At 62.4% G+C, this 24,856-nt stretch carries 21 protein-coding genes; 11 read left to right on the top strand and 10 right to left on the bottom strand.

The features are described from left to right. Nucleotides 1-12 precede the first annotated feature (12 nt). The 3 genes from NKH57_RS14785 (at nt 13) to NKH57_RS14775 (ending at nt 4,309) form a co-directional block, all read left to right on the top strand. A complete protein-coding gene (locus NKH57_RS14785; protein ID WP_352945065.1) occupies nt 13-882 on the top strand; it encodes a transglutaminase-like domain-containing protein in 870 nt (289 codons plus the stop codon). 324 nt (nt 883-1,206) lie between these two features. Continuing rightward, nucleotides 1,207-2,685: a pilus assembly protein TadG-related protein gene (locus NKH57_RS14780; RefSeq protein ID WP_352732025.1), complete on the top strand. Its 1,479-nt coding sequence runs from the start codon at nt 1,207-1,209 to the stop codon at nt 2,683-2,685. A gap of 355 nt (nt 2,686-3,040) precedes the next feature. Continuing rightward, on the top strand, nt 3,041-4,309 hold the full coding sequence (locus NKH57_RS14775; RefSeq protein ID WP_352945063.1) for a class I SAM-dependent methyltransferase: 1,269 nt from the start codon (nt 3,041-3,043) through the stop codon (nt 4,307-4,309). Between the two features lie 81 nt (nt 4,310-4,390). Here NKH57_RS14775 and acs read toward each other — a convergent pair whose 3' ends face one another. Next, nucleotides 4,391-6,346: an acetate--CoA ligase gene (gene acs / locus NKH57_RS14770; protein ID WP_352945061.1), complete on the bottom strand. Its 1,956-nt coding sequence runs from the start codon at nt 6,344-6,346 to the stop codon at nt 4,391-4,393. A 315-nt stretch (nt 6,347-6,661) separates the two neighbouring features. Here acs and NKH57_RS14765 point away from each other — a divergent pair, with 315 nt between their 5' ends. Further along, nucleotides 6,662-6,934: an usg protein gene (locus NKH57_RS14765; RefSeq protein WP_352732019.1), complete on the top strand. Its 273-nt coding sequence runs from the start codon at nt 6,662-6,664 to the stop codon at nt 6,932-6,934. Between the two features lie 34 nt (nt 6,935-6,968). Here NKH57_RS14765 and NKH57_RS14760 read toward each other — a convergent pair whose 3' ends face one another. Both NKH57_RS14760 and NKH57_RS14755 read right to left on the bottom strand, forming a co-directional pair. Beyond that, nucleotides 6,969-8,003: an aldo/keto reductase gene (locus NKH57_RS14760; protein ID WP_352732017.1), complete on the bottom strand. Its 1,035-nt coding sequence runs from the start codon at nt 8,001-8,003 to the stop codon at nt 6,969-6,971. Nucleotides 8,004-8,059: 56 nt separating this feature from the next. Then, nucleotides 8,060-9,241 (bottom strand): MFS transporter, encoded by a 1,182-nt coding sequence (locus tag NKH57_RS14755; RefSeq protein WP_352945058.1) that lies wholly within the window; start codon nt 9,239-9,241, stop codon nt 8,060-8,062. A 119-nt stretch (nt 9,242-9,360) separates the two neighbouring features. On the opposite strand from NKH57_RS14755, the gene NKH57_RS14750 reads away from it, so the two are divergent. Next, nucleotides 9,361-10,269 carry a LysR family transcriptional regulator gene (locus NKH57_RS14750; protein WP_352945056.1) on the top strand — a complete coding sequence of 303 codons (909 nt, stop codon included), beginning with the start codon at nt 9,361-9,363 and terminating at the stop codon, nt 10,267-10,269. A 48-nt stretch (nt 10,270-10,317) separates the two neighbouring features. Here NKH57_RS14750 and NKH57_RS14745 read toward each other — a convergent pair whose 3' ends face one another. The 4 genes from NKH57_RS14745 to NKH57_RS14730 form a co-directional block, all read right to left on the bottom strand. Continuing rightward, nucleotides 10,318-11,367, bottom strand: coding sequence for an aldo/keto reductase (locus NKH57_RS14745; RefSeq protein WP_352945095.1), 1,050 nt, complete (start codon nt 11,365-11,367; stop codon nt 10,318-10,320). A gap of 668 nt (nt 11,368-12,035) precedes the next feature. Beyond that, entirely contained in the window at nt 12,036-12,437 is a 402-nt protein-coding gene (locus tag NKH57_RS14740; protein ID WP_352945054.1) for a type II toxin-antitoxin system VapC family toxin, read from the bottom strand. Beyond that, nucleotides 12,437-12,691, bottom strand: coding sequence for a type II toxin-antitoxin system Phd/YefM family antitoxin (locus NKH57_RS14735; RefSeq protein WP_023762507.1), 255 nt, complete (start codon nt 12,689-12,691; stop codon nt 12,437-12,439). Before NKH57_RS14735 ends, NKH57_RS14740 begins: the two co-directional genes overlap by 1 nt. Nucleotides 12,692-12,780: 89 nt before the next feature. Continuing rightward, nucleotides 12,781-13,443: a YggS family pyridoxal phosphate-dependent enzyme gene (locus tag NKH57_RS14730; RefSeq protein ID WP_023762506.1), complete on the bottom strand. Its 663-nt coding sequence runs from the start codon at nt 13,441-13,443 to the stop codon at nt 12,781-12,783. A 155-nt stretch (nt 13,444-13,598) separates the two neighbouring features. Between NKH57_RS14730 and leuS the strand changes: the two genes are divergently transcribed. The 3 genes from leuS (at nt 13,599) to NKH57_RS14715 (ending at nt 19,754) form a co-directional block, all read left to right on the top strand. After that, a complete protein-coding gene (gene leuS, locus NKH57_RS14725) occupies nt 13,599-16,223 on the top strand; it encodes a leucine--tRNA ligase (protein WP_352945051.1) in 2,625 nt (874 codons plus the stop codon). Then, nucleotides 16,210-16,788 (top strand): LPS assembly lipoprotein LptE, encoded by a 579-nt coding sequence (gene lptE / locus NKH57_RS14720; protein ID WP_352945049.1) that lies wholly within the window; start codon nt 16,210-16,212, stop codon nt 16,786-16,788. The genes leuS and lptE overlap by 14 nt, the downstream gene beginning before the upstream one ends. Nucleotides 16,789-17,075: 287 nt before the next feature. Beyond that, nucleotides 17,076-19,754, top strand: a complete 2,679-nt coding sequence (locus tag NKH57_RS14715) for a DNA translocase FtsK (RefSeq protein WP_352945047.1) — start codon at nt 17,076-17,078, stop codon at nt 19,752-19,754. Nucleotides 19,755-19,830: 76 nt separating this feature from the next. Here the strand turns inward: NKH57_RS14715 and fsa are convergent, their stop codons facing one another. Beyond that, complete coding sequence (gene fsa / locus NKH57_RS14710) at nt 19,831-20,487, bottom strand: fructose-6-phosphate aldolase (protein ID WP_023762502.1); 657 nt, start codon at nt 20,485-20,487, stop codon at nt 19,831-19,833. A gap of 90 nt (nt 20,488-20,577) precedes the next feature. Here fsa and NKH57_RS14705 point away from each other — a divergent pair, with 90 nt between their 5' ends. After that, a complete protein-coding gene (locus tag NKH57_RS14705; protein WP_352945045.1) occupies nt 20,578-22,761 on the top strand; it encodes a primosomal protein N' in 2,184 nt (727 codons plus the stop codon). 6 nt (nt 22,762-22,767) lie between these two features. Here the strand turns inward: NKH57_RS14705 and NKH57_RS14700 are convergent, their stop codons facing one another. Both NKH57_RS14700 and NKH57_RS14695 read right to left on the bottom strand, forming a co-directional pair. After that, complete coding sequence (locus NKH57_RS14700) at nt 22,768-23,223, bottom strand: type II toxin-antitoxin system VapC family toxin (RefSeq protein ID WP_023762500.1); 456 nt, start codon at nt 23,221-23,223, stop codon at nt 22,768-22,770. Beyond that, on the bottom strand, nt 23,220-23,453 hold the full coding sequence (locus tag NKH57_RS14695; protein WP_023762499.1) for a type II toxin-antitoxin system Phd/YefM family antitoxin: 234 nt from the start codon (nt 23,451-23,453) through the stop codon (nt 23,220-23,222). The genes NKH57_RS14700 and NKH57_RS14695 overlap by 4 nt, the downstream gene beginning before the upstream one ends. 74 nt (nt 23,454-23,527) lie before the next feature. On the opposite strand from NKH57_RS14695, the gene NKH57_RS14690 reads away from it, so the two are divergent. Then, nucleotides 23,528-24,223 (top strand): aspartate/glutamate racemase family protein, encoded by a 696-nt coding sequence (locus NKH57_RS14690; RefSeq protein ID WP_023762498.1) that lies wholly within the window; start codon nt 23,528-23,530, stop codon nt 24,221-24,223. Between the two features lie 96 nt (nt 24,224-24,319). Beyond that, nucleotides 24,320-24,715, top strand: coding sequence for an AGROH133_08824 family phage infection protein (locus NKH57_RS14685; protein ID WP_023762497.1), 396 nt, complete (start codon nt 24,320-24,322; stop codon nt 24,713-24,715). Nucleotides 24,716-24,856 lie beyond the last annotated feature (141 nt).

Below are 24,856 nucleotides of genomic sequence, written 5' to 3'. Positions count from 1 at the left end.
AGGGGGACTGCGATGCTGATCCGGCTCGGCTACGAAATCGCCATCGAATGTACTGCGGCCACCCCGGTGATTTCGCTGCTCGAGATCCACAAGGACAGGCAGGCCGACATCAAGCGGCAGACGCGGCTGCTGACATCGCCTGCCGTGTCGACCAGGCTCTATCACGATCCGTACGGCAATGGCTGCCGCCGCTTCACCGCGCCCGCTGGCGGCTTTCGCATCCTCTACGACGCGGTCATCGAGGACAGCGGCGAGACGGACGAGGTCAACACAGTGGCCAGGGAAGTGCCGGTGGCGGACCTGCCGGACGAGGTGCTCGGTTATCTCCTGGGCAGCCGCTATTGCGAGACAGATCATCTGAGTGACCTGGCTTGGCAGCTCTTCGGCGACATCCCGCCTGGTTGGGCGCGCGTGCAAGCCATCGTCGATTATGTCCACAACCGGTTGTCGTTCGGCTACGGCTATGCGCGCTCGACCCGCACCGCGGCCCAGGCGCATGAGGAGCGCGTCGGCGTCTGCCGCGACTACGCTCATCTGGCGATCACGCTGTGCCGCTGCATGAACATTCCGGCGCGCTATGTGAACGGCTATCTCGGCGACATCGGCGTGCCGATCGATCCGGCGCCGATGGATTTCTCGGCATGGCTGGAAGCGTTCCTCGACGGCAAGTGGTACACGTTCGATCCCCGCCACAACATGCCGAGGATCGGTCGCGTCGTTATCGCGCGCGGCCGCGACGCCACCGACGTGCCGCTGCTGCACAGCTTCGGCCCGCACCGGCTCAGCCTGTTCAAGGTGTGGACCTACGAACAGGAAGGCAATCTGTTCAACCCGCCCTATCGCGGCATCGACAGGACCGTCAGCGCGCAGATGCTGGCCTAGTCGCGAGGCGTCGGACCGACCATTTCGCATGCTGCGGTTTCGGAACAGCTGGTCCGCTTCGGCACAGAGGCCCTGTGCCGCAACAGGACGTCGTTGAGCCTTCTTCGATTGGCTCGTCTCGAGGATGGTAACCAGCTCGTAAACGCAGCCGCAGCGCGCGTTGTTCTGTTTACCAGTCATTCACCTTCGCAAAGGACGAAATCAAGCAAAAACAACGTCTTGCTGAAGGGTGGGCGTGCTTTCGGGGCCAAGCGGCGTCGTCCGGCGGGAATCCTGCATTGCCTTGTCTGCGGCGACGAGGCCGAGGCAAGCGGGGGCTGTAGGATGCGGAATTACGGGGGTCTTGTTCAAGCGGTCGGCGGGTTCGCCGGGGATCGCGGTGGAAATTTCGCAGTCCTGTTCGGCCTTAGCGCCTCGGTCTTGGCGCTGGCTGCGGGCTTTTCGGTCAACATCTCGCAGCTCTACAATGCCAAATCGAGCCTCCAAGGCGTGGTCGACGCCGCGGTGACATCGACGGCACGCGACCTGACCACTGGGGTCATCAAGGAAGCCGATGCCAACAATTCGGTGAAGGCTTTTCTCGACGCCAACGATAGCGCCGGAATTCTACAAGCTGGCCAGGTCGTCCTTGACCGGCTGATCGTCGACAAGACCGCCAAGACGGTCCAAGTGGATGCCCATGTCGATGTTGCCTTGTTCTTCCCGATTTTCGGCATGAGCGATACGAGACGCGTCGCCGCTTCCACGACGGCGCTCTATTCGGACAAGACCATCGAAGTGGCGATGATGCTCGACATAACAGGATCGATGGCGAAGCGGGGCAACGTCGACAAGATCGGCGATCTGAAAGCAGCTGCGAAAAACGCCGTCCAGACCATGCTCCGGAACCAGGATCCGAAGAACCCCCGCGTTCGCGTCGCGATTGTGCCGTACGCATCTGGCGTGAATGCCGGCAAGCTGGCTGAAAACGTCTATGCCGAGAAGCAAGGGAGTTCCGAGCTACCGCCGGTCGCCGGCGGTTCGCTTCTCGTCGCCAAGACTGGCAAAAACTTGCTGCCGTCCTTCAACGACTACATCTCCATTGTTGGCGCGGCGATGCCGCACCCGGATAATTGCGCCACGGAGCGCAAGGACAAAAACGGCGATGCGGATTTGAGCGCCGACGGCCCGGACACGGTTCGGGCAGACGGGAACGGCAAGAAATATTACGCCCTGGTCAACCGGGATGATCATCTCGGTGGCGGGGGAATGAACAGGTGCCCTGATGCGAAAGTGATCCCGCTGACCGCCGAGTCCAGCGCATTGCTGGATTCGATCGACGCCTTCCGGGCCGATGGTTACACGGCCGGCGCAATCGCCATTCAGTGGACCTATTATATGCTGTCGCCGCAATGGCGCACTGCGATCAACAATGCCGGTCTGGGCAAAGGCGCCTCGGATGCCGATCCGAAGAAGATCGCCAAGGTAGCGATCCTGATGACCGATGGCCAATTCAACACCGCCTTCGCCGGCGTCGGGAGCAGCTACAACAGCCAAGGCAGCCTTGCGCGCGGCAACGCCGAGACGCTGTGCGGCAACATGAAAAGCGACGGCATCGAGATTTTCACCATCGGCTTCGATCTGAACGACAAGGACATGTCGGCAACCGAGCGCGACCAGGCCAAGGCGGTGCTGAAGGACTGTTCATCGAAGGACGTCTCCGCCGCCAAGAGACATTTCTTCGAAGTTTCCACCGGAGCAGAATTGGACTCCGCCTTTCAGGAAATCATCCGCAACACCGAAAAGGTCATGTTGACCCAGTAATCCGCAAAAAGGAAAAGGCCGCCGCTTCTTGCGAAGCTGGCGGCCTTCCGTGTTTCCGTCCGTGGCGCGGCCCTATGGCGATGACACAGGTCACCCGCCGCGCATCTCGCGCCTTAACGGGAAGACTGCTTCCCGAAAGTGCAATCCGCTGAGGCCACGTTCTGGAAAACGAAATCACTCGACATCGGATCACCTCCTTTCGATTTGTTGAACACTCCGAGATGATGGGGTCTCATTTGGGAAATGGCAAGGCGTCGTGTTGAAAAAGGCGCCAGCGGGTTTTCCGCGGGATTGCGACCGACCGGTCTGACGGGCAAACTCAACCTGACCAAGCTAGAAGGGAGGGAGGATTGTCATGGAGGCAGCCGACAAGGCAGCTCGGATCGTTCGAACGATCATCGAGACGCTGAAGCCAGGCTTCGCGGTCAGATTGTGGACCGGCGAACGGATCGGCCCGGTCACCGGCCCGGTGCTCACCATCAACGACCAGGACATCGTCTGGCAGATGGTCCGCCACCCCACCTTCTCGACGCTGATCGAAATGTGGATATCCAAGACCGTCGACATCGAAGAGGGATCGCTGTTCGATTTCTACGCCTTGCCCTCGCAAGGCAAACTCAGGACGAAGTTGAAGACATTGCCGAAGCTGGCGATCCTGCGGGACCTGCCGGCAGTGCTGTTTTCAAGGAAACAGATGACGGCGCGGACCGATCTTTCAGGACGCAATCCCTTCGTCAGCGGTTCAAGCCAGGAAGCGATCCAGCATCACTATGACATTTCGAACGCTTTCTATCGGCTCTTCCTCGACGAGCGCATGGTCTACAGCTGCGGCTACTTCAAAGATTTCGCCAACAGCATCGATCAAGCGCAGATCGACAAGCTCGACCACATCTGTCGCAAGCTCCGGCTGAAGCCCGGAGAAAGACTGCTCGACATCGGCTGTGGCTGGGGAGCGATGCTCATCCATGCCGCGAAGAACTATGGCGTCATCGGCCATGGTGTCTCGCTGTCGGAGGCGCAGACCAGTCTTGCCCGTGAGCGCATCCGCGCCGAGGGGCTGGAGGACCGCATCACCATCGAGATAAAATCCTATACGGAACTCTCCGGCTCGTTCGACAAGATATCGTCAATCGGCATGTTCGAGCATCTCGGCCTTGCCAACCATGCCGCTTATTTCTCGACCGTTCATCGCCTGCTCAATCCGGGCGGCATCTACCTGCATCACGCCATCACCAGGCGCAGCAAGGGCGACATGAAAAAGACCCTGCGCAAGGGGCCGGAATACAAGGCCCTGATCAAATACATCTTCCCCGGCGGTGAACTCGACACAATCGGCATGACGCTCGGCAATCTCGAAGCGCATGGTTTTCTTGTCTACGATGTCGAGAACCTGCGCGAGCACTATGCCCGCTCCTGCAGGTTGTGGGCCGAGCGATTGCGTGCACGTTTCGCAGAGGCAATCGCCGAGGTGGGCGAGCCGAAGGCACGCCTGTGGCTGCTCTACCTGACCGGCTGTTCGATCACTTTCGAGCGCGCCTCGGCGCAGATTTTCCAGACCGTCGTGACCAAGCGCGCGCGTGGTCCAAGCGGGCTGCCGCCGACGCGGGCGGATTTGTACCGGTAGCTTACAGGACTCTCATCGTGTCGCCGACCTCGATGCTGGCCGGACGATCGACCGACCGTGCAAGTGCAGTCCTGGTTTGGATCAAGCCTTCTTGTTCTGCCGGTTGGCGATCAGATCGTCGACGACGGCCGGGTCGGCCAGCGTCGAGGTGTCGCCGAGTGCCGAAAAATCATCCTCGGCGATCTTGCGCAGGATGCGGCGCATGATCTTGCCCGAGCGCGTCTTGGGCAGGCCGGGCGCGAACTGGATCTTGTCGGGCGAAGCGATGGCACCGATCTCCTTGCGGACATGGGCGATGAGCTCCTTGCGCAATTCCTCGCTCGGCTGCTCGCCGGCCATCAGCGTGACGTAGCAATAAATGCCCTGGCCCTTGATGTCGTGCGGATAGCCAACGACGGCGGCTTCCGAAACCTTGTCGTGACTGACAAGCGCGGATTCGACTTCTGCCGTGCCCATGCGATGGCCGGAGACGTTGATGACGTCGTCGACGCGGCCGGTGATCCAATAATAGCCGTCGGCGTCGCGGCGGCAGCCGTCGCCGGTGAAGTACTTGCCCTTATAGGTCGAGAAATAGGTCTGGATGAAGCGGTCGTGATCGCCATAGACGGTGCGCATCTGGCCGGGCCAGGAATCGGTGATGCACAGATTGCCGTCGGCGGCACCCTCCAGCACCTTGCCTTCGCCGTCGAGCAGTTGCGGCTTGACGCCGAAGAACGGCCGCGTCGCCGAACCTGCCTTGAGATCGGTGGCGCCAGGCAGCGGCGTGATCAGGATGCCGCCGGTCTCGGTCTGCCACCAGGTGTCGACGATCGGCACCTTGCCGTTGCCGACGACGTTGAAATACCACTCCCAGGCTTCCGGGTTGATCGGCTCGCCGACCGAACCCAGCACGCGCAGCGATTTGCGCGACGTCTTGGTGACGTGCGCATCGCCGGCGCCCATCAGCGCGCGCAGCGCCGTCGGCGCGGTGTAGAAGATGTTGACCTTGTGCTTGTCGATGACGTCCCAGAAGCGCGACTGCGACGGATAGTTCGGCACGCCTTCGAACATCAGCGTGGTGGCGCCGTTGGCGAGCGGGCCGTAGACGATGTAGCTGTGGCCGGTCACCCAGCCGACATCGGCGGTGCACCAGTAGATATCGCCGTCATGGTAGTCGAAGACATATTGGTGCGTCATCGAGACGTAGACGAGGTAGCCGGCGGTGGTGTGCAGCACGCCCTTCGGCTTGCCGGTCGAGCCCGACGTGTAGAGGATGAACAGCGGATCCTCGGCCTTCATCTTCTCCGGCTTGCACTCAGGCCTGGCCGTCGCGACCTCGTCATGGTACCAGACGTCGCGTCCGGCCACCCAGCCGGTCTTGCCGCCGGTGCGGCGCACGACCACCACCTTTTCAACTTTCGTTCCGGCTTTCGCGGCGATGTCGATCGCCTTGTCGGTGTTGTCCTTCAACGGGATCGGCTTGCCGCCACGCAGGCCCTCATCCGCGGTGATGACGAAGGTCGACTTGCAATCGTCGATGCGCCCGGCCAGCGCATCCGGCGAAAAGCCGCCGAAGACGATCGAGTGGATGGCACCTAGCCGAGTGCAGGCCAGCATCGCATAGGCGGCTTCCGGGATCATCGGCATGTAGATGGTGACGCGGTCGCCCTTCTTGACGCCGTGCTTCCTCATCACATTGGCAAGCCGGCAGACATGCTCGTAGAGCTCGTTGTAGGTGATCTTCTTATCGTCGTAGGGATTGTCGCCTTCCCAGATGATGGCGGTCTGGTTGCCCCGCTTCTTCAGGTGCCGGTCGATGCAGTTGACCGAGACGTTGGTCATCCCGTCCTCGAACCATTTTATCGAGACCTTGCCATCGAAGGAGGTGTTCTTGACCTTGCTGTAGGGCTTGAACCAGTCGATGCGCTTGCCGTGCTTGCCCCAGAACTTGTCCGGGTTCTTGACGCTGTCGGCATACCATTTCAGGTAGGTGTCATTGTCGATCAGCGCGTTTTTCTTCCACGCCGGCTGGACGCGATGGACATGAACCTCGGACATTCCGGACTTCCCTCCCAAACCGATCCGCCGGCTTGAAACGCCGGCGGGATCGCAGCAAAGCTGCCGCGAATTCGGCGGCATTATTACCAGTTCGTCCGTCATCGCAATATTAGACGTTGGATTCGCGCGGCGGGATGCCGCAGGGGGCCTATCCAAGGCTGTCAGCACTCAGATCAGCTCGCTGCTAACTGCATGTTTTCGCGCGGAAAACCCGTTCTCGATCAGGAAAAATCAATAGACAGTTAAGCAACGGCGCGCACACTCTGACCTTGGGAGGAAAGGAGACTCAACCAGAGACCACCCAAGAGGACTGCCATGCGCGACCATTCCGAAATGGACCTGATGTTCAAAGGCTATGGCCTGACCACGGCCAAGATTCTCTATCATTTCCCCGACCATCCGCATCTGTTGCAGAGCTTCATCTGGCAGGATTACGATCTGGCGCCGAACTTTCCGGTGCTGATCAAGTTCATCGAATTCTGGAAGGCCAAGCTCGACGGGCCGCTGCATTCGATCAGCTACACACACCAGAAGCTGATCGCGCCGAATGAATGGCGCAAGGTGGACGGCGAGTTCGTCTTGCACTGAACGGCGGCAGGGCCGCCGTTCAGGGGTTGCCAACTCAAACCGCCGGCGGGTTCAGCCGGGCGAAGCCTTCCTGGCGGCGATAGGGGAAATACGGGTAAGGCGCGGTGACTTCGCTTGCCGCGTCGAGCTTTTTCATCTGCTCCGGCGTCAAATTCCAACCGACAGCGCCGAGGTTCTGGCGCAGCTGTTCCTCGTTGCGTGCGCCGATGATGACCGACGATACGGTCGGGCGCTGCAGCAGCCAGTTGATGGCGATCTGCGGCACGGTCTTGCCGGTTTCCCCGGCCACCGCGTCCAGCGCATCCATGACCCGGTAGAGATGCTCGTCCTCGACCGGCGGCCCGAAGCTTGCCGTGTCGTGCAGCCGGCTCTTTTCCGGCAACGCCTGACCACGGCGGATCTTGCCGGTCAGGCGACCCCAGCCGAGCGGGCTCCACACCAAAGCGCCGACGCCCTGGTCGAGGCCGAGCGGCATCAGCTCCCATTCATAGTCGCGGCCGACCAGCGAATAGTAGACCTGATGCGCGACATAGCGCGAGTAGCCGTGCTTGCCGGCTTCCCCCAGCGACTTCATCACTTGCCAGCCGGAAAAGTTGGAGACGCCGACATAACGCAGCTTGCCGGCGCGTACGAGATCGTCCAGCGTCGACAGCACCTCTTCGACCGGCGTGCCGGCATCGAAGGCGTGTAGCTGCAAAAGGTCGATGTAGTCGGTGCCGAGACGTTTCAACGCGGCGTCCACCGACTTGATTAGCCGCGAACGCGACGAGCCGTAATCGGCCGGCCCGTCGCCCATCGGCAGCGAGGTCTTGGTCGAGATCAGCACGGCATCGCGACGGCCTTCTATCGCTTCGCCAAGCACCTCTTCCGAGGCACCGTTCGAATAGACGTCGGCAGTGTCGAACAAAGTGACGCCGGCCTCCAGGCAGATGTCGATCAGCCGCCGCGCTTCCCTGGCGTCGCTGTTGCCCCAGGCGCCGAACAGTGGGCCGGAGCCGCCAAAGGTTCCCGCGCCAAACGAGAGTGCGGGCACTCTCAGGCCTGATGCACCGAGACGTCGATAGTCCATTTTCTTGCTCCTGGTGGTGTGGAAGAAGGGTGTCGAAATCAATCCGGTTCAGATATTCACGACCGGACGGAGGCAGGCGCGCCGAGCGCCTGGGGACGATCGAGACGCATCGCCAGTCCCGCCACGGCGAGTGCCGCGAGCGGCAGCAGGGCGGCGACCCAGGTGAGCGCACCAAGGCCGAGGCCATCGGTAATCACCGCGCCACCGAGCCAGGCACCTGCCGCGTTGCCGAGATTGAAGGCGGCGATGTTGAAGGACGAGGCAAGGCTCTGGCCGGCACCTTGCGCCTTGTCCAGCATCCACATCTGCAGCGGCGCCACGGTGCCGAAGGCGGCGGCACCGAGCAGGCCGACATAAATCACGGCCATCACCTGGCTGTGGATGGCGAAGGTCATGGTGGCGAGCACCACGGCCAGCACCACGAGACTGCCCAGCACTGCCGGCACCAGCCAGCGGTCGGCGACTTTGCCGCCGGCGAGATTGCCGGCGATGAGACCGCCACCGAAGACGAGCAGGATCGGCGATACCGCCGCTTCCTTGAAGCCGCTTATCTCGGTCAGCAACGGGGCGACGTAGGTGAAGACGGCGAAGACACCGGCATAGCCGAGCACGGTGGTGGCGAGGCCGAGCAGGACGGGCGTGCGGCGCAAGACGGCTAGATCGGCGCGCAGGTCGCTCTTTTCGGGCGCCGTCTGGCTGCGTGGCACCAGAGCCAGGATGACGGCGAAGGCCGCCAGGCCGACCACGGTCACCGCCCAGAAGGTCGACCTCCAGCCCAAGGCCTGGCCGAGCCAGGTGCCGAAGGGAACGCCGAGGATGTTGGCGATGGTCAGGCCGGTGAACATCAGCGCAATCGCCGAGGCCTTCCTGTTGGGTGCGACCAGTCCGGTGGCGACAACAGAGCCGACGCCGAAGAAGGTGCCATGGGCAAAGGCGGTGATGATGCGGGCGCCCATCAAGGTCCAGTAGCCTGGCGCCAGCGCACAGGCGAGATTGCCAAGCGTGAAGATCGCCATCAGCGCCAGAAGCACCGTCTTGCGCGGCCAGTTGCCGGTGGCGATGGTCAACAACGGCGCGCCGATGACGACGCCAAGCGCATAGCCGGAAATGAGCTGGCCGGCGGCCGAGATCGAGACGCCGAGATCCTTGCTGACATCGAGCAGCAGGCCCATGATGACGAATTCGGTGACACCGATGCCGAAGGCACCGGCGGCGAGGGCGTAGAGAGCAAGAGGCATGGCGGTTTCCACTTCGATGGCGAGGAGCGCCGTCCCGCGCTCCGACCTGCAAGATCGTGTCGCCATGCATTGTGAACCAGACTTGCGCTGGGCATATTTTCTGTGAAATAGATTCACAGATGGCTAGACCCGACATCAATCGCTCCGGCGAGATCGAAGTCTTCGTGCGTGTTGTCGAGGACGGTAGTTTTTCCGCCGCGGCACGCGCATTGCGGATGACGCCGTCGGCGGTCAGCAAGCTGATCGCGCGGCTGGAGGCGCGGCTCGGCGCGCGGCTGGTCAGCCGTTCGACGCGAAAACTGCAACTGACGCCGGAAGGCACCGCGTTCTACGAAAGCGGCCTGCGCATCCTCGCCGACATGGCGGCGGCCGAGCAGGAGGCCGCGGCGGGTGCGGCACCGCGCGGACGGCTGCGCGTCAACACCTACGTTCCCTTCGGAGTGCACCGGCTGATGCCGCTGCTGCCGCGCTTCCTCGAGCGCTATCCCGAGATTTCGGTCGATCTGGTGCTGAGCGACAGCGTCATCGACCTGATGGCGGAACGTGCTGACGTCGCCATTCGTGCCGGGCCGCTCAGCGAATCACGGCTGATGGCGCGAAAGCTTGGGCAAAGCCCAGTGGTGGTCGTCGCGGCGCCCTCATACGTCGAAACGCACGGAACGCCGCTGACACCGACCGATCTCGACAGGCAAAACCGCATGGGTTTCGGTTTCATGCGGCACCTCGACGGCTGGCCTTTTCTCGATGCGGCCGGCAACTCCATCATGGTTCCAATCATCGGCAATACGCTGGTCAGCGATGGCGAGGCAATGCGGCTGATGGCGCTGGCGGGCGCGGGCATCGCCCGGCTGGCCCGCTGGCATGTGGCGGCCGATATCGCTGCCGGCCGGCTGGTGCCGCTGCTCGAGGATTTCAATCCAGGCGACGAGGAGGCCACCTACGCCGTCTATGTCGGCCAAGGCCGGCATCTGCCGGCGCGGGTGCGCGCCTTTCTCGATTTTCTCGTGGAGAGCGTTCGGCTGAGCTGACTGGCGCTCGGGAGCCCACAGGCTCCCGAGATGTCGGCATTGGCCGCGTTATGCTTTCGGCGTGAACGGCGCTGGGCGCCGGCCGGCAGCCTGACGCTCCAGCATCCAGCCGGGATATTCGGCCGGCAAGGCGCTGACATCATCGAGGCGGACAAGATCGTCGGCGTCGAGCCTCAGCTGCGTCGCCGCAATATTCTGCTCCAGCTGCTCCATGCGGCTCGCGCCGATGATGACGCTCATCACGAAGGGTTTGGCCAGAACATAGCCCAGCGCGACTGTCGCGACACTCACGTCATGCTTTTTGGCGATCTCGCGCATGACGGCCACAGCCGCCCAGGCGCGGTCCTCGTTGACCGGTGGGAAGTTGAAGGAAGCGCGGCGCCCTTCGCCATTGCCCGGTGCGCCGGGCCCGTATTTACCCGACAGCAGTCCGCCGGCCATCGGCGACCACACCATCAGGCCGAGCTTCTCCTCATTGAGCAGCGGCACGATCTCGCGTTCAAGGTCGCGACCGGCTATCGAGTAATACGACTGGACGGTCTCGAAGCGAGCAAAACCCTTGCGGTCGGCGATGCCGAGCGCCTTGGCGATGCGCCAGGCCTGCCAGTTAGAGACACCGACATAGCGGACCTTGCCGCTTGCAACGAGATCGTCCAGCGCCCGCAGCGTCTCGTCGATCGGCGTCACGGTGTCGGTGCCGTGCAGCTGATAGAGATCGATATGGTCGAGTTGCAGCCGCTCGAGACTGGCGTCGACCGAATCCATGATGTGTCCGCGTGACGAGCCACGCTGGTTGGGGCCTTCGCCCATGGCGCCGTGCACCTTGGTGGCGATGACCACATTCTGTCTGTTGACGCCGAGATCCCTGAGCGACTGGCCGAGCAGCCGTTCGGACGCGCCGAAGGAGTAGACGTCGGCGGTATCGAAGAAATTGACCCCGGCGGCGAGCGAGCGGGCAATGATCTCGTTGACGCCCTTCTGATCGAGGCTGGCGATCAGGCCCCATTGGGCATTTTCGCCGGCAGCACCGAAGGTCATGGTGCCGAGGCAGAGTTCGGAGACGAACATCCCCGTATTTCCAAGCTGGTTATAACGCATGGTGGAGGCTCCAGAGAGTTTGTGATGACACAAAACAAATAGGAACGGTACGTTTCGTTTCCAGTGTTGGCCCAAAGAATTTCTCATCTGGCCGACGCGTGGACGTGCCGCCAGTAGCGCCACGATCGCGAAGGCTGTCATGCCGAAGGCGACGGCGGCAAGCGGCAGCAGAATTTCGAGCAGCGCTCTCTTGGAGGCAACGCGGTTGCCCTGGCCGAGATCGAATTCGCCGGCGATCCAATCCTCGAAGCTGCCGATGCTCGCGGGTGTCCACGGGCGGTGCCGATGCCAGACATGCCCGGCGACGGCCGGCAACGCCACCGCGATAACAAGGAAGCCGGTCATGACGACGAGAAGATAATCGGCGTAGCTGCTGCCGCCGAAGCCTGCCCAGGCGGACAGTGCGTACCATCCGGCAAGTCCAGCCATCGCACATAGATGTCTGGATGCAGCCCGTCGGAGACATGCCGGTTGTGAAGCCGGTCACCGGGTTGTTTGTGGGAAAGGTGTTCGTTGTTCATGATGCCCTCCTTCGACATTGCAAAGGAACGGCCATGACGGTCGCTCAAGGTCCTTGACGGAAGTAGAGAGGGAGCCGGGCATCGCAATGCGATGCTATGACGCGGTTGCCGCATCCAACCTCCAGGCTTTGTGGCAATGTGGGAAGGTCAGATCACCCAGGGATTGAAGACCGTCACGCCGGTATCATCAAAGTCGGCAACATTGCGGGTCACAAGAATGAGGTCATGGACAAGCGCGGTTGCCGCGATGAGCGTGTCGGCGCTGCCCCGTGTACGACCAGCAGCGATGCGCCCCCATGCCAACGCGACATCTTCCGTGACGGCAAGAATGCGGTCGGCGTTGTCCCGCCGCAGCTCCCGTAGCCACAAATCGAGGCGCATTGCCTTTTCGAAGTCGACCTTGCGTAGCTTGACGATCCCACGCTCGATCTCGCCAAGGGTAATGACGCTGAGGCTCACCGATGTCGGATCCACCGAAGTAAGCCATCCAGTCGGCCTGGGTAGCCGCCTCTGCACGTCCGAAACGATGTTCGTGTCGAGCAGGTACATCAGAGGTCGACATCCCGAATCATCGTATCCGAGCGACGGTTGACCTCCTCGGCGAAATCATCGTCCCAGACCGGGCCAGTCAAAAGATACTCAGCAAGGCTTTTCTTCTTTCCGGCCAAGCGGTCGTAGTCTTCCGCAGAGAGCACCACTGCGGCGCGCTCGCCGCGCAGGGTCACCGTCTGCGGTCCCTCGCTGCGCGCGCGTTGAACCACCTTGGAAAAATTGTTCTTTGCGTCCTGAAGATGCCAGTTCATGCGAATGCTTCCTAGCTAGCTTGGCTAGATATAGCATTGTTGCGGTGAGGCAGCAAGAAATGCCGCGCTCGAACTGCAACTATCAATGGCTATCGAATGCCGAAGATCGCGGAACCGACCCTGACGCTGGTGGCGCCGAAGGCGACTGCAGTCTCGTAGTCGCCGGACATGCCCATCGACAGCTTGGCGACGCCGGCCTCACGGCCAAGCTTCTCCAGCAGGGCAAAGTGCGGACCCGGATTTTCATCAGCTGGCGGGATGCACATCAGGCCCTCGATGGCGAGGCCGTGCACATCGCGGCAGCGGGCGACGAAGGCGACGGCCTGGCGCGGCTCGATGCCGGCCTTCTGCGGCTCGGAGCCGGTGTTGACCTGGACATAAAGCCTTGGCGCATGGCCTTGCCTGGCGATCTCCTTGGCAAGTTCGGCGGCGATCTTCTCGCGATCGACCGTCTCGATGACATCGAACAACGTCACCGCCTCTTTCGCCTTGTTCGACTGCAGCGGGCCGATCAGATGCAGTTCGATATCCGCAAATGCCTCCTTCAGCGCCGGCCATTTGCCTTGCGCTTCCTGCACCCGGTTTTCGCCGAAGACGCGCTGGCCGGCCTCGATGACCGGGCGTATGTCGGCGGCGTCAAAAGTCTTGGAAACCGCGACCAGCGTCACCGCTCCAGCCTGGCGGCCAGCCTCGTGTTCCGCCGCAGCAATCCTGGCCTTGACCGTGAAAAACTGCTGAACGGCGTCGCCCATATGCAAATCCTGCTGTTTTGGCCCGCGTTTTTGTCAGACGCGATACCCATATGGTTGACGGGTTTGCCAAACCATGGTGAACACCCGGACCACATTCCCTGAACTGCCGAGCCGTTGCCCGCAGTTCGCGCATGCTTTTAAGTGAAAATAATCCCATGGCAACCGAACGATACAATCCGCGCGCGTCAGAGCCCAAATGGCAGAAGGCCTGGGACGCCAAGAAGCTGTTCGAAGCGCACAATGACGATCCGCGCCCGAAATACTTCGTGCTGGAGATGTTCCCCTATCCGTCGGGGCGGATCCATATCGGCCACACCCGCAACTACACGATGGGTGACGTCGTGGCACGCTACAAGCGGGCCAAGGGTTTCAACGTGCTGCACCCGATGGGCTGGGACGCGTTCGGCATGCCGGCCGAGAACGCGGCGATGCAGAACAAGGTCCATCCCAAGGAATGGACCTATCAAAACATCGCCACCATGCGCGAGCAGCTCAAGGTTATGGGCCTGTCGCTGGACTGGGCGCGCGAATTCGCCACCTGCGACGTCGACTACTACCATCGCCAGCAGATGCTGTTCCTCGATTTCGTCGAGAAGGGGCTGGTGACGCGCAAGTCCTCCAAGGTCAACTGGGATCCGGAGGACATGACCGTGCTCGCCAACGAGCAGGTCATCGACGGGCGCGGCTGGCGCTCGGGCGCGCTGGTGGAACAGCGCGAACTGACGCAGTGGTTCTTCAAGATCACCGACTTTGCGCAGGATCTGCTGGATTCGCTCGACGGCCTCGAGGAATGGCCGGAAAAAGTGAAGCTGATGCAGCAGAACTGGATCGGCCGCTCGGAAGGCCTCCTGATCCGTTGGCCGCTGGCAGATGCTGTCGGTGGCGAGCATGAGCTGGAAGTCTATACGACACGGCCCGACACCATCTTCGGCGCTTCCTTCATGGCTGTCGCCGCCGATCATCCGCTGGCCAAGAAGGCTGCGGAAGGCAATCCGGCGCTGGCGAGGTTCATCGAGGATATCAGCCATATGGGCACCTCGGTGGCGGCGCTTGAGACGGCTGAGAAGAAGGGCTTTGACACCGGTATCCGCGTCGTCCATCCGTTTGACGACAGCTGGACGCTGCCTGTCTATGTCGCCAATTTCGTGCTGATGGAATACGGCACCGGCGCCATCTTCGGCTGTCCGTCCGGCGACCAGCGCGACCTCGACTTCGCCACCAAATACGGCCTGCCGGTTATCCCGGTGGTGATGCCGGAAGGCGAGAATCCGGCAAGCTTCCAGATCATCGATCAAGCCTTTGTCGACGATGGCGTGATGATCAACTCGCGCTTCCTCGACGGCATGAAGCCGGATCAGGCTTTCGACGAGGTGGCGAAGCTGCTGGAACAGAAGACCATCGGCAACCGGCCGATGGCGGAGCGCAAGGTGAATTTCCGCCTGCGCGACTGGGGCATTTCGCGCCAGCGCTACTGGGGCTGCCCGATCCCGATGATCCATTGCGAGGATTGCGGCGTGGTGCCGGTGCCGAAAGCCGACCTGCCGGTCAAGTTGCCCGACGATGTCGATTTCGACCGGCCGGGCAATCCGCTCGACCGGCATCCGACATGGCGGCATGTGAAATGCCCGCAATGCGGTAGAGATGCGCGGCGCGAAACCGACACGATGGACACCTTCGTCGATTCGTCCTGGTATTTCGCGCGCTTCACAGCGCCCTGGGCGCATGAACCGACTGATCCCATGGCGGCCAATGAATGGCTGCCTGTCGACCAGTATATTGGCGGCATCGAGCACGCGATCCTGCACTTGCTCTATTCCCGCTACTTCACCCGTGCCATGCGCGAGGCCGGTCATGTCGATCTGGCCGAGCCGTTCAAAGGGCTGTTCACGCAAGGCATGGTGGTGCACGAGACCTATCGCGTCGGCTCGGCATCGAATGGCCGCTGGCTGGCGCCCACCGAGATTCGGCTGGAAGACGTTGACGGCAAGCGCCGCGCCATCGAGATCTCTACGGGCGAGACGGCGACGATCGGCCCTCTCGAAAAGATGTCGAAGTCGAAGAAGAACACGGTCAGTCCGGAAGACATCACCGATGGCTATGGCGCCGACACGGCGCGCTGGTTCATGCTGTCGGATTCGCCGCCAGAGCGCGACGTTGAATGGACCGACGATGGCGCCGCCGGCGCGCATCGCTTCATCCAGCGTATCTGGCGCCTGGTGTCGACGGCGGCCGAAACGTTGGCCGGCATCGAGCCCGCGGCGGCTGGCAGCGGCGAGGCCGCTGTGGTTTCCAAGGCCGCGCACAAGATCCTGAAGGCGGTCGGTGAGGATATCGAGAAGCTGGCTTTCAACCGCGCCATCGCCCGCATGTACGAACTGGCCAACGCGCTGACCTCGCCGCTCAACGAGGTGGCCGAAGGCAAGGCTGATGCAGCACTCAAGGGTGCCTGCCGGCAGGCCGTGGAGATTCTCGTGCATCTGATCGCACCGGTCATGCCGCATCTGGCAGAGGAGTGCTGGGAAACGCTCAGCGGCACCGATCTGGTTGCCGAACGGCCGTGGCCGGCGTTCGATCCGGCGCTGGTCGTCGACAACGAAGTCACCTATCCGGTGCAGGTCAACGGCAAGAAGCGAGGAGATTTGACAATTGCCCGCGACGCGGACCAAGGTGCGGTCGAAAAAGCGGTATTGGCTCTCGACTTCGTGCAGAAAGCGCTCGAAGGAAAGGCTCCGCGCAAGGTGATCATCGTGCCGCAGAGGATCGTCAATGTCGTTGCCTGATCGGGAAAAGACAGGGTTGAGCCGTGTGCTGCGCCATATCGCGTTCGCCGGTCTGGTCGGCTCGCTCGCGCTTGTCTCGGCCTGCACGGTGCGGCCGCTCTATTCGAGCGCGTCGCTGTCGGGTTCGCCGGCGAGCGCCAGTGCCGAACTGGCTTCGATCGCCATCAAGCCGGTCAACTCGCGTTATGCCCAGCAGGTGCGCAACGATCTGATTTTCGGGTTTGGACGAGGTGCCGGCGAGCCGGCCTCACCGGCCTATTCGCTCAATCTCGGCGTGACCGAAGCCGTCGAATCCGCGGCACTTGTGCAGGTTGGGACCAACGAGGACGAACCGACCGCCGGTTCCGTGACGCTGACCGGCAACTATACGCTGTCCGATGTGAAGACCGGTGTGGTGATCGCATCCGGCAAGCGTTCGATCACCTCGTCCTTCGACAGGCCGCGTCAGGAGTTCGCCGCGTACCGGGCGCAGATCGACGCCGAGAATCGCGCCGCGCGCGAACTGGCCGAAGCACTGCAATTGTCCATCGCCCAGGATCTGGTCAGGCACGCCAAGGCCAGCTAGCGCGGCCATCGGCCTAGCGGCCCGTGCATGGTGGGATGATCGTGAGATCACGATCAGGTTCCCGGATAGAGACGTCCTGCATCGCCGCGAAGAGACGCCATCGGCCGACCAGCACAGCGGGCAGATCACGCCACGGCGTGCGCTGTGGATGACGATTCGGCTGCGTCGTTCGCAGAAGCCGTCACGACGATTTTGCTGTCCAAGGATCGTCGGCGATCCATTCGGGAAGCAACTGTTAACCACTCGCTCCCTATTGCTCGGCAGGCAATTCAGAGTGAGTCTTGAGAATGGAAGCCAGTCGTTTTTCCCGGGTCAATTTGTTGAAGGCAGCATCGCCTGATGATCCCGAGGTGAAGTGCGACAAGGGCGGGCAGCGAACGTCTTCAGCCGCGACAGGCGATCTTGATCGTCCGGCCCACAAGGGACTGGATGGCCGGCAGCCCGGCACACACCAGGTCGGCTATTCCGCGCCGATTGTCGATCTCGGCGGCAACAGGCGGTCTTATATGGAGCCAAGGGGCGCGGAGGCGAGCAACGCGTCCTTGAAAAACGGCGATATCGAAAGTCCTGCCTGGCAGGAATACTTCTTCCTCGCGCCCAACGTGCGTTTCACCCGCACACCAGACTATGAAGCCAAGAAGCAACGCCCGCAGCACGAGCGTGTTGCCGAGCAAGGCGATGCAGACGCGCTCCCCACGCCGCAAACAGTCGCGCAAGCCGTGGTCGATCAGGCATCCTCCGTGCCCTCGCTGCTGGCGTTGCCGGCCTCGGTGAAAACCCCAGCTTCCCAGCCGCTGGCCGGTCGTGGAGCCGCCACGCAAAGGCCGTCACCGCCGGCTGCGGCTCTCGCTCTTCCGGGGCGGGCCAAAGAGAAGGAGAGTGTCGTAGCTTCGGTAACGGCAGCAACGGGACGAGCTTCCGCGCGCGCGGCTGCCGCTCCGGGCGCGCCGATCAAACCGGCCACTGCCGAAAAACTGCGCTGGCCCTATCTTTCGGACCACGCCTTCTTCGAGGCTATGGCGCCCTACCTGGTCGATGTTTCGTCACAGGCCCGGCAGCCCAGCCCAACCTCTTCTGCACCGGTTGTCGCCGTGCCTGTCATCGCCCGTGAGCGGCTCGACAACCGCTCGCCGATGGCGACCGATGCCACCTCGCTGTTTCGCGTCATCGAATGGCTTCCAGGCCAGGCCCCGAAGCCGTTGCCGGACGTTTTGCCGGCTAACTCGAATCAGAGTGTCGTCCAGCCTGACGTATCTGCGGGCATTCCGCTCCGGGCCGACGCTGCCGCAATCCTCGCTGCTAAAAGCGATGCCGTTCCTGCGCCGGCAGGCGTGGACGTCACTGTCAGGGTCGCCAGCGCTCGCTCTCCGCGCTTGCCAAGGGCCGGGAATATTGTGCTGTCAACGGCGGGCGAACTTTATGAGCTTCCTTCGGAAGAGCTGTTGCAGCAGCCCCCGGAGGGGCAAGGCTTCTACATGTCGCAGGAGCGGCTCGAGCAGAACGCTGATCTGTTGGAAAGCGTGCTCGAGGATTTCGGTGTGCGCGGCGAAATCATTCACGTTCGCCCAGGCCCTGTCGTCACGCTCTATGAGTTCGAACCGGCACCGGGTGTCAAATCCTCGCGTGTCATCGGGCTTGCCGATGATATCGCCCGCTCCATGTCGGCGATTTCGGCGCGCGTCGCCGTCGTGCCTGGCCGCAACGTCATCGGCATCGAGCTTCCGAACGAGACGCGCGAAACCGTCTATTTCCGCGAGTTGATCGAATCGGAGGGCTTCCGCAGGACCAGCTGCAAGCTGGCGCTTTGCCTGGGCAAGACGATCGGCGGTGAGCCGGTCATCGCCGAACTGGCGAAGATGCCTCATTTGCTCGTGGCCGGAACCACCGGATCCGGCAAGTCGGTTGCCATCAACACCATGATCCTGTCGTTACTCTACCGGCTGAAGCCGGAGGAATGCCGGCTGATCATGGTCGATCCCAAGATGCTCGAACTCTCCGTTTATGACGGCATTCCGCATCTTCTGACGCCCGTCGTCACGGACCCCAAGAAAGCCGTCACCGCGCTCAAATGGGCCGTGCGCGAAATGGAGGACCGCTATCGCAAGATGGCTCGGCTCGGTGTGCGCAACATCGATGGCTACAATGAGCGCGCGGCCGCTGCCCGCGACAAGGGCGAGACCGTCGTCATGACGGTGCAGACCGGTTTCGAAAAGGGCACCGGCGAGCCGCTTTTCGAACAGCAGGAAATCGATCTTGCGCCGATGCCCTACATCGTCGTCATCGTCGACGAGATGGCCGACCTGATGATGGTCGCCGGCAAGGAGATCGAAGGCGCCATCCAGCGTCTGGCGCAGATGGCGCGCGCTGCCGGCATTCACCTGATCATGGCAACGCAGCGCCCTTCCGTCGATGTCATCACGGGCACCATCAAGGCCAATTTCCCAACCCGGATTTCCTTCCAGGTGACGTCCAAGATCGACAGCCGCACCATCCTTGGCGAGCAGGGCGCCGAACAGCTGCTCGGCCAGGGCGACATGCTGCACATGATGGGTGGGGGTCGCATTTCCCGCGTGCATGGTCCCTTCGTTTCAGATGCGGAGGTCGAGCACGTCGTGGCGCATCTGAAGGCGCAGGGCCGGCCTGAATATCTGGAAACCGTGACAGCCGACGAGGATGAGGAAGAAGCCGAAGGCGATCAAGACGCGGTCTTCGACAAGGGATCGATTGCAGCCGAAGACAGTGATTCCATCTACGACGAGGCGGTCAAGGTGGTGGTGCGCGACAAGAAGTGTTCGACGTCGTACATCCAGCGCCGCCTGGGCGTCGGTTACAACCGCGCCGCATCCCTGGTCGAACGCATGGAAAAGGAGGGGTTGGTCGGCGCACCCAACCATGTCGGCAAACGCGAAATCATCATGGGGCGGCGCCCCCCGGCAACCGCGCCTGACGATGCCGGCTCGGATTGATCGGCCGTCTCTTCAATCTGCGGCGCATAAAAAAGGCCGGTTGCGCGGCCCTTTTTCGTATCGGATATCGGATCGCTCAGCCGATCTTCTGGCCGGTCTTGGCCCAGTCGGCGAGGAAGGCGGCGAGGCCCTTGTCGGTCAACGGATGGTTGACCAGCGCCTTCAGCGTCGCCGGCGGCGCGGTAACAACGTCGGCGCCGATCAGGGCTGCCTGCTTGACATGGTTCACCGTGCGGACCGAAGCGACGAGGATCTCGGTCTGGAAATCGTAATTTTCGTAGATCTGCCGGATCTCCTGGATCAGCTCCATGCCGTCCGCGCCGGTGTCGTCGACACGGCCGACGAAGGGCGAAATGAAGGAAGCGCCGGCCTTGGCCGCCAGCAGTGCCTGGTTGGCCGAGAAGCACAGCGTGACGTTGACCATACGGTTCATCTGGGTGCGGATCGTCTTGCAGGCCTTCAGCCCGTCGAGCGTCAGCGGCACCTTGATGCAGACATTGGGCGCGATCTTGGCCAACGTCTCGGCCTCCGCCATCATGGCCTTGAATTCGGTGGCCACCACTTCCGCCGACACCGGCCCTTCGACGATGTCGCAGATCTGCTTGGTGACCTCGGAGATCTTGCCGCCGGATTTCAGGATCAGCGACGGGTTGGTGGTAACGCCATCGAGCAGTCCCAGATCGTTCAGCTCACGGATATCCTTGATATCGGCGGTGTCGACAAAAAATTTCATGGCAGGTCTCCTGAAGATTTTTATGTGCATGCCATGCACATTCGGGGTCGGCCTTTGATCTAGACCAAAGTCAGGGCAAGGTCACGCCTCATGATCGAAGATTCGCCCTTTGTCGCAGCCGCACCGGTGCTGGTGCCGATGCCCGCCGAACGCCCCTACACCTATGCCGTGCCCGCCGGCATGCGCGTGGTGCCGGGCTCGATCGTACGCGTGCCGCTCGGCCCGCGCCAGGTCGCCGGCATCGTCTGGGACGGTGCGGTCGAGAAGGTCGACGCGAAGAAGCTGCGCCCCATCGAGCAGGTCTTCGACTGTCCGCCGATCGACCGCGCGATGCGCCGTTTCGTCGATTGGGTGGCGCAGTACACGCTGTCGCCACCGGGCATGGTGGCGCGCATGTTGCTCAGGGCACCGGAAGCATTCGATCCCGAACCATGGATCGAGGGGCTGCAGCGCACGCTTCTGGTGCCCGACCGGATGACGGCCGCCAGGGAGCGGGTGCTGGAGACGGCCGAAGGCGGCCTTGCCTGGACGCGGTCCGGGTTGGCTCATGCCGCGGGCGTGTCGTCGACGGTGATCGACGGCCTGAGGGCGCAAGGCGTCTTCGAGACGGTGATGATCCCGCCGCGCCCGGTGGTGGCCGCGCCCGATTCCATCTACGCCACACCGGAACTGATGCCGGACCAGAGCGACGCGGCGCTGATGCTGCGCGCCAATGTCGCAGCCGGCGTGTTCAATGTCGCACTGCTCGACGGCGTTACCGGATCGGGCAAGACGGAGGTCTATTTCGAGGCGGTGGCGGCCGCGCTCGACCAGGGCAAGCAGGTGTTGATCCTGCTACCGGAAATCGCGCTGACGCATGCCTTTCTCGAGCGCTTCCAGCAGCGCTTCGGTGCAAAGCCGGGCGAATGGCATTCCGACCTGCCGCCGCGGATGCGCGAAAAAGTGTGGCGGCAAGTGGCGGAAGGCGGTGTGCGGGTCGTCGCCGGCGCGCGCTCGGCGCTGTTCCTGCCGTTCAAGGAACTCGGCCTGATCGTCGTCGACGAGGAGCACGACCCCGCCTACAAGCAGGAGGACCGCGTCTTCTACAATGCGCGCGACATGGCGGTGGTGCGCGGCCATATCGGCAGCTTTCCGGTGGTGCTGGCGTCGGCGACGCCATCGGTGGAAAGCCGGGTCAATGCGAGCCAAGGCAAATACAACAGAGCCGTTCTTTCTGCCCGTTTCGCCGAGGCGGCGCTCCCCCATCTCAAGGCAGTCGACATGCGGCGGGCGCCGCCGGCGCGCGGCGGCTTCCTGTCACCAGTGCTGCTCGACCAGATGCGCCAGACGCTGGAGAGGCAGGAGCAGTCGCTGCTGTTCCTCAACCGGCGCGGATATGCGCCGCTGACGTTGTGCCGAGTCTGCGGCCATCGCTTCGGCTGCCCGGTCTGCTCGGCTTGGCTGGTCGAGCACCGGTTTCGCGGCCAGTTGGTCTGCCATCATTGCGGGCACAATGAGCGCCGTCCCGAAGCCTGCCCGGAATGTGGCACACTCGATCATCTGGTCGCCTGCGGGCCAGGTGTCGAGCGTATCGCCGAAGAGGTCGTCGCGCATTTTCCCGACGCGCGCACCATCGTTTTGTCGTCCGACCTGATGGGCGGCGTGCGGCGGCTGCGATTGGAGCTGGAGGCGATCGCCAATGGCGAGGCCGACATCGTCATCGGCACGCAGCTCGTCGCCAAGGGCCACAATTTCCCCAACATGACGCTGGTCGGCGTCGTCGATGCCGATCTCGGCCTTGCTAATGGCGATCCGCGCGCCGCCGAGCGCACGTTCCAGCTGCTCAGCCAGGTAACCGGCCGCGCCGGCCGTACCGGCAAAAAGAGCCTCGGCCTGCTACAGACCTTCCAGCCCGACCATCCGGTGATGCGGGCGATCGTCTCCGGCGACGCCGAGGCCTTTTACGAGCGCGAGATCGCCGAGCGCGAGCGGGCGGCCCTGCCGCCCTTCGGCCGGCTGGCCGGTGTCATCGTCAGTGCGATGACGCGGGCGGAAGCCGAGGGCCATGCACGCGGCCTGCGCCGCGCCGCGCCGGAGGCCACCGATCTGTTCGTACTGGGGCCAGCCGAGGCGCCGTTGTCACTGCTCGGCGGCCGCCATCGCTTCCGCCTGCTGATCCAGGGCGAACGGCGTGCCGACATGCAAGGTTTTATCAGGGCCATGCTGGCGAACGGGCCGAAGCAGCGCGGCTCGGTCCGGGTGCAGGTGGATATCGACCCGCAGAGCTTTTTGTAAAAATGATTAGTCGAGGCTCGGCGGGTCTTGCAGTATATTCCAGCACCAAACGTCAAGCGCTTCAAAATGCCTGACGTTTGCTGTAACTACGGTGAGCCCGTTAGCTACCGCCGTAGCAGCGATCAGTATGTCCGCCAAGCCCGGATTCTTCCCTTTCGCAGAGACTGCTTCCTCCATTCGGCCCGCTCTTCGCGCTATATCGGCATTGACCGCTAGAATCTGATCTGCAAATCCCTCAATGGTGTCGTTGAGCCAGACGGTGAGGCTGTCCGCGCGGTTTTTGGCCCCAGCGCGATCGAGCTTGCGTATGCCTTTCTCGATTTCGGTGATCGCAATAACCGGTATGAAGAGCGTTTGCTTTTCACCTTGCGCTACAATCCAATTGGCGACGTCTTTCGCAAGCGCCGGCCTGCCGGGAGCGAACGCGGATAAGATGGAAGTGTCGAGAAGATAACCGCTCAAAGGTCGATATCCCGCGACGGTGACTCGTTCCTTTCAAGCTCGATCCCTCCCGGATAGGTCAGGAGAAACTCCCCGAAGTTTCGACGCTTGGCTGGATAAAGCTTTTGTAAGTCCTCGACCGAGACAACGGCCGCTGCCGGCTTGCCGTGCTTTGTGATAATGGTGGGCTCTCCGCTCTCTGCGGCCTCGACGAGCGCCGAGAACCCCGCCTTGGCCTCCCGAACCTGCATCGTTCTCACGGCAAATCTCCTTGTGGTCTCATGTGGTCATAATATAGGAATTATACGGCAAAGGAACAGCCCTTATGAAAACCCTTGGCCTTCTGGGCGGCATGAGCTGGGAATCGACGGCCATCTACTATCGCCTGCTCAACGAGATCGTGCGCGAGCGGCTGGGCGGGCTGCATTCGGCCAAATTGCTGCTGTGGTCGTTCGACTTCGCTGAGATCGCCGAGCGGCAGCACCACGGCGACTGGGAGGGCGCCGGCGTGCTTCTTGTCGAAGCGGCGCGCAAGCTCGAGGCCGGCGGCGCGGATGGCTTGCTTCTGTGCACCAACACCATGCACAAACTGGCCGACCAGGTGCAGGCGTCGGTGTCGATCCCGCTGATCCACATCGCCGACGCCACGGCCGTCGCGGTCAAGCGCGCCGGCATGCAGCGCCCGGCACTGCTGGCGACGCGGTTCACCATGGAGCAGGATTTCTACAAGGGCCGGCTCGCGGACAAATTTGGCTTGAGCTCCGTCGTGCCCGATGCGGCCGGGCGAGACATGATCCATCGCGTCATCTACGACGAACTGTGCCAGGGCATCGTCACGGAAATCTCGAAGGCGGCCTATCTCGCCGAGACCGAACGCCTGCGCCGCGAAGAGGCGGCCGACAGCGTCATCATGGGCTGCACCGAGATTACCATGCTCATCGGCCAGCAGGATTTCGACATTCCGGTCTTCGACACGACGCGCATCCATGCCGAGGCGGCAGTGGAATTCGCGCTCGGTTGATGCGCCTCTCCTAAAGTTCCCGGCGCCATCTGGCGCGGGGTTTTTCCTCCGCTAGAATGCGCGGAATTTCAAGAAAGGCATTTTCGAGGGGACGAGATGGATTATGCGCTTCCGTGGCCGACGAGTCAGGGCGAATGGCTGGCGTGGTCGAGCGCCGTCGTCACCGTGCTGCTCGGGCTTTTGTTTTTTCTGGCACCCAGTCTAGCCTTCCGGATCCTGCGCTTGCAGGCCAAGCCCGAGAAGGCGGCTGCGATCGCCGAGGGGCGTGGCAGGATGTCGGGCTTCTATCTCGGCGTCGGCCTGTGCTGCATCCTCTTGGCGCAGCCGCTGATCTACATGACGCTTGGCTTCTCCTGGCTGTTCACCGCCTTTGGTCGGCTGCTGTCGATGATGTCGGATGGCGCCAACACGCCATTCAATTGGGTTTCCATCGTGGTGGAATTGGCGCTGGCGGCGCTGCCGCTTGCCTTCGCCTTTGGCTTTCTGCCTTGAATCGTTAGGGATTCCGCGATGGAAGGGCGGCGACTTTCGCCGGATGCGACAATAGTGCCTGAAAACCATGCGGAACGACGCATTGCGGTCTTAAAATGCCTGTGCTAGACGGCAATCGACTTTCGGCAGGGGATAGCGGAA

It is taken from the genome of Mesorhizobium sp. M1050 (genome assembly GCF_040318715.1).
Lineage (GTDB): Bacteria > Pseudomonadota > Alphaproteobacteria > Rhizobiales > Rhizobiaceae > Mesorhizobium.
This window is presented reverse-complemented; position numbering and strand designations above follow the sequence as displayed.

Coding starts and splice junctions, on each gene's coding strand:
- leuS (WP_352945051.1), top strand. CDS start 13,599: ATGGCAACCGAACGATACAATCCGCGCGCGTCAGAGCCCAAATGGCAG.
- NKH57_RS14735 (WP_023762507.1), bottom strand. CDS start 12,691: ATGAACTGGCATCTTCAGGACGCAAAGAACAATTTTTCCAAGGTGGTT.
- NKH57_RS14755 (WP_352945058.1), bottom strand. CDS start 9,241: ATGCCTCTTGCTCTCTACGCCCTCGCCGCCGGTGCCTTCGGCATCGGT.
- NKH57_RS14775 (WP_352945063.1), top strand. CDS start 3,041: ATGGAGGCAGCCGACAAGGCAGCTCGGATCGTTCGAACGATCATCGAG.
- NKH57_RS14730 (WP_023762506.1), bottom strand. CDS start 13,443: ATGGGCGACGCCGTTCAGCAGTTTTTCACGGTCAAGGCCAGGATTGCT.
- NKH57_RS14760 (WP_352732017.1), bottom strand. CDS start 8,003: ATGGACTATCGACGTCTCGGTGCATCAGGCCTGAGAGTGCCCGCACTC.
- NKH57_RS14740 (WP_352945054.1), bottom strand. CDS start 12,437: ATGTACCTGCTCGACACGAACATCGTTTCGGACGTGCAGAGGCGGCTA.
- fsa (WP_023762502.1), bottom strand. CDS start 20,487: ATGAAATTTTTTGTCGACACCGCCGATATCAAGGATATCCGTGAGCTG.
- NKH57_RS14745 (WP_352945095.1), bottom strand. CDS start 11,367: ATGCGTTATAACCAGCTTGGAAATACGGGGATGTTCGTCTCCGAACTC.
- NKH57_RS14705 (WP_352945045.1), top strand. CDS start 20,578: ATGATCGAAGATTCGCCCTTTGTCGCAGCCGCACCGGTGCTGGTGCCG.
- NKH57_RS14685 (WP_023762497.1), top strand. CDS start 24,320: ATGGATTATGCGCTTCCGTGGCCGACGAGTCAGGGCGAATGGCTGGCG.
- NKH57_RS14695 (WP_023762499.1), bottom strand. CDS start 23,453: ATGCAGGTTCGGGAGGCCAAGGCGGGGTTCTCGGCGCTCGTCGAGGCC.
- lptE (WP_352945049.1), top strand. CDS start 16,210: ATGTCGTTGCCTGATCGGGAAAAGACAGGGTTGAGCCGTGTGCTGCGC.
- NKH57_RS14715 (WP_352945047.1), top strand. CDS start 17,076: ATGGAAGCCAGTCGTTTTTCCCGGGTCAATTTGTTGAAGGCAGCATCG.
- NKH57_RS14785 (WP_352945065.1), top strand. CDS start 13: ATGCTGATCCGGCTCGGCTACGAAATCGCCATCGAATGTACTGCGGCC.
- NKH57_RS14690 (WP_023762498.1), top strand. CDS start 23,528: ATGAAAACCCTTGGCCTTCTGGGCGGCATGAGCTGGGAATCGACGGCC.
- NKH57_RS14765 (WP_352732019.1), top strand. CDS start 6,662: ATGCGCGACCATTCCGAAATGGACCTGATGTTCAAAGGCTATGGCCTG.
- NKH57_RS14780 (WP_352732025.1), top strand. CDS start 1,207: ATGCGGAATTACGGGGGTCTTGTTCAAGCGGTCGGCGGGTTCGCCGGG.
- acs (WP_352945061.1), bottom strand. CDS start 6,346: ATGTCCGAGGTTCATGTCCATCGCGTCCAGCCGGCGTGGAAGAAAAAC.
- NKH57_RS14750 (WP_352945056.1), top strand. CDS start 9,361: ATGGCTAGACCCGACATCAATCGCTCCGGCGAGATCGAAGTCTTCGTG.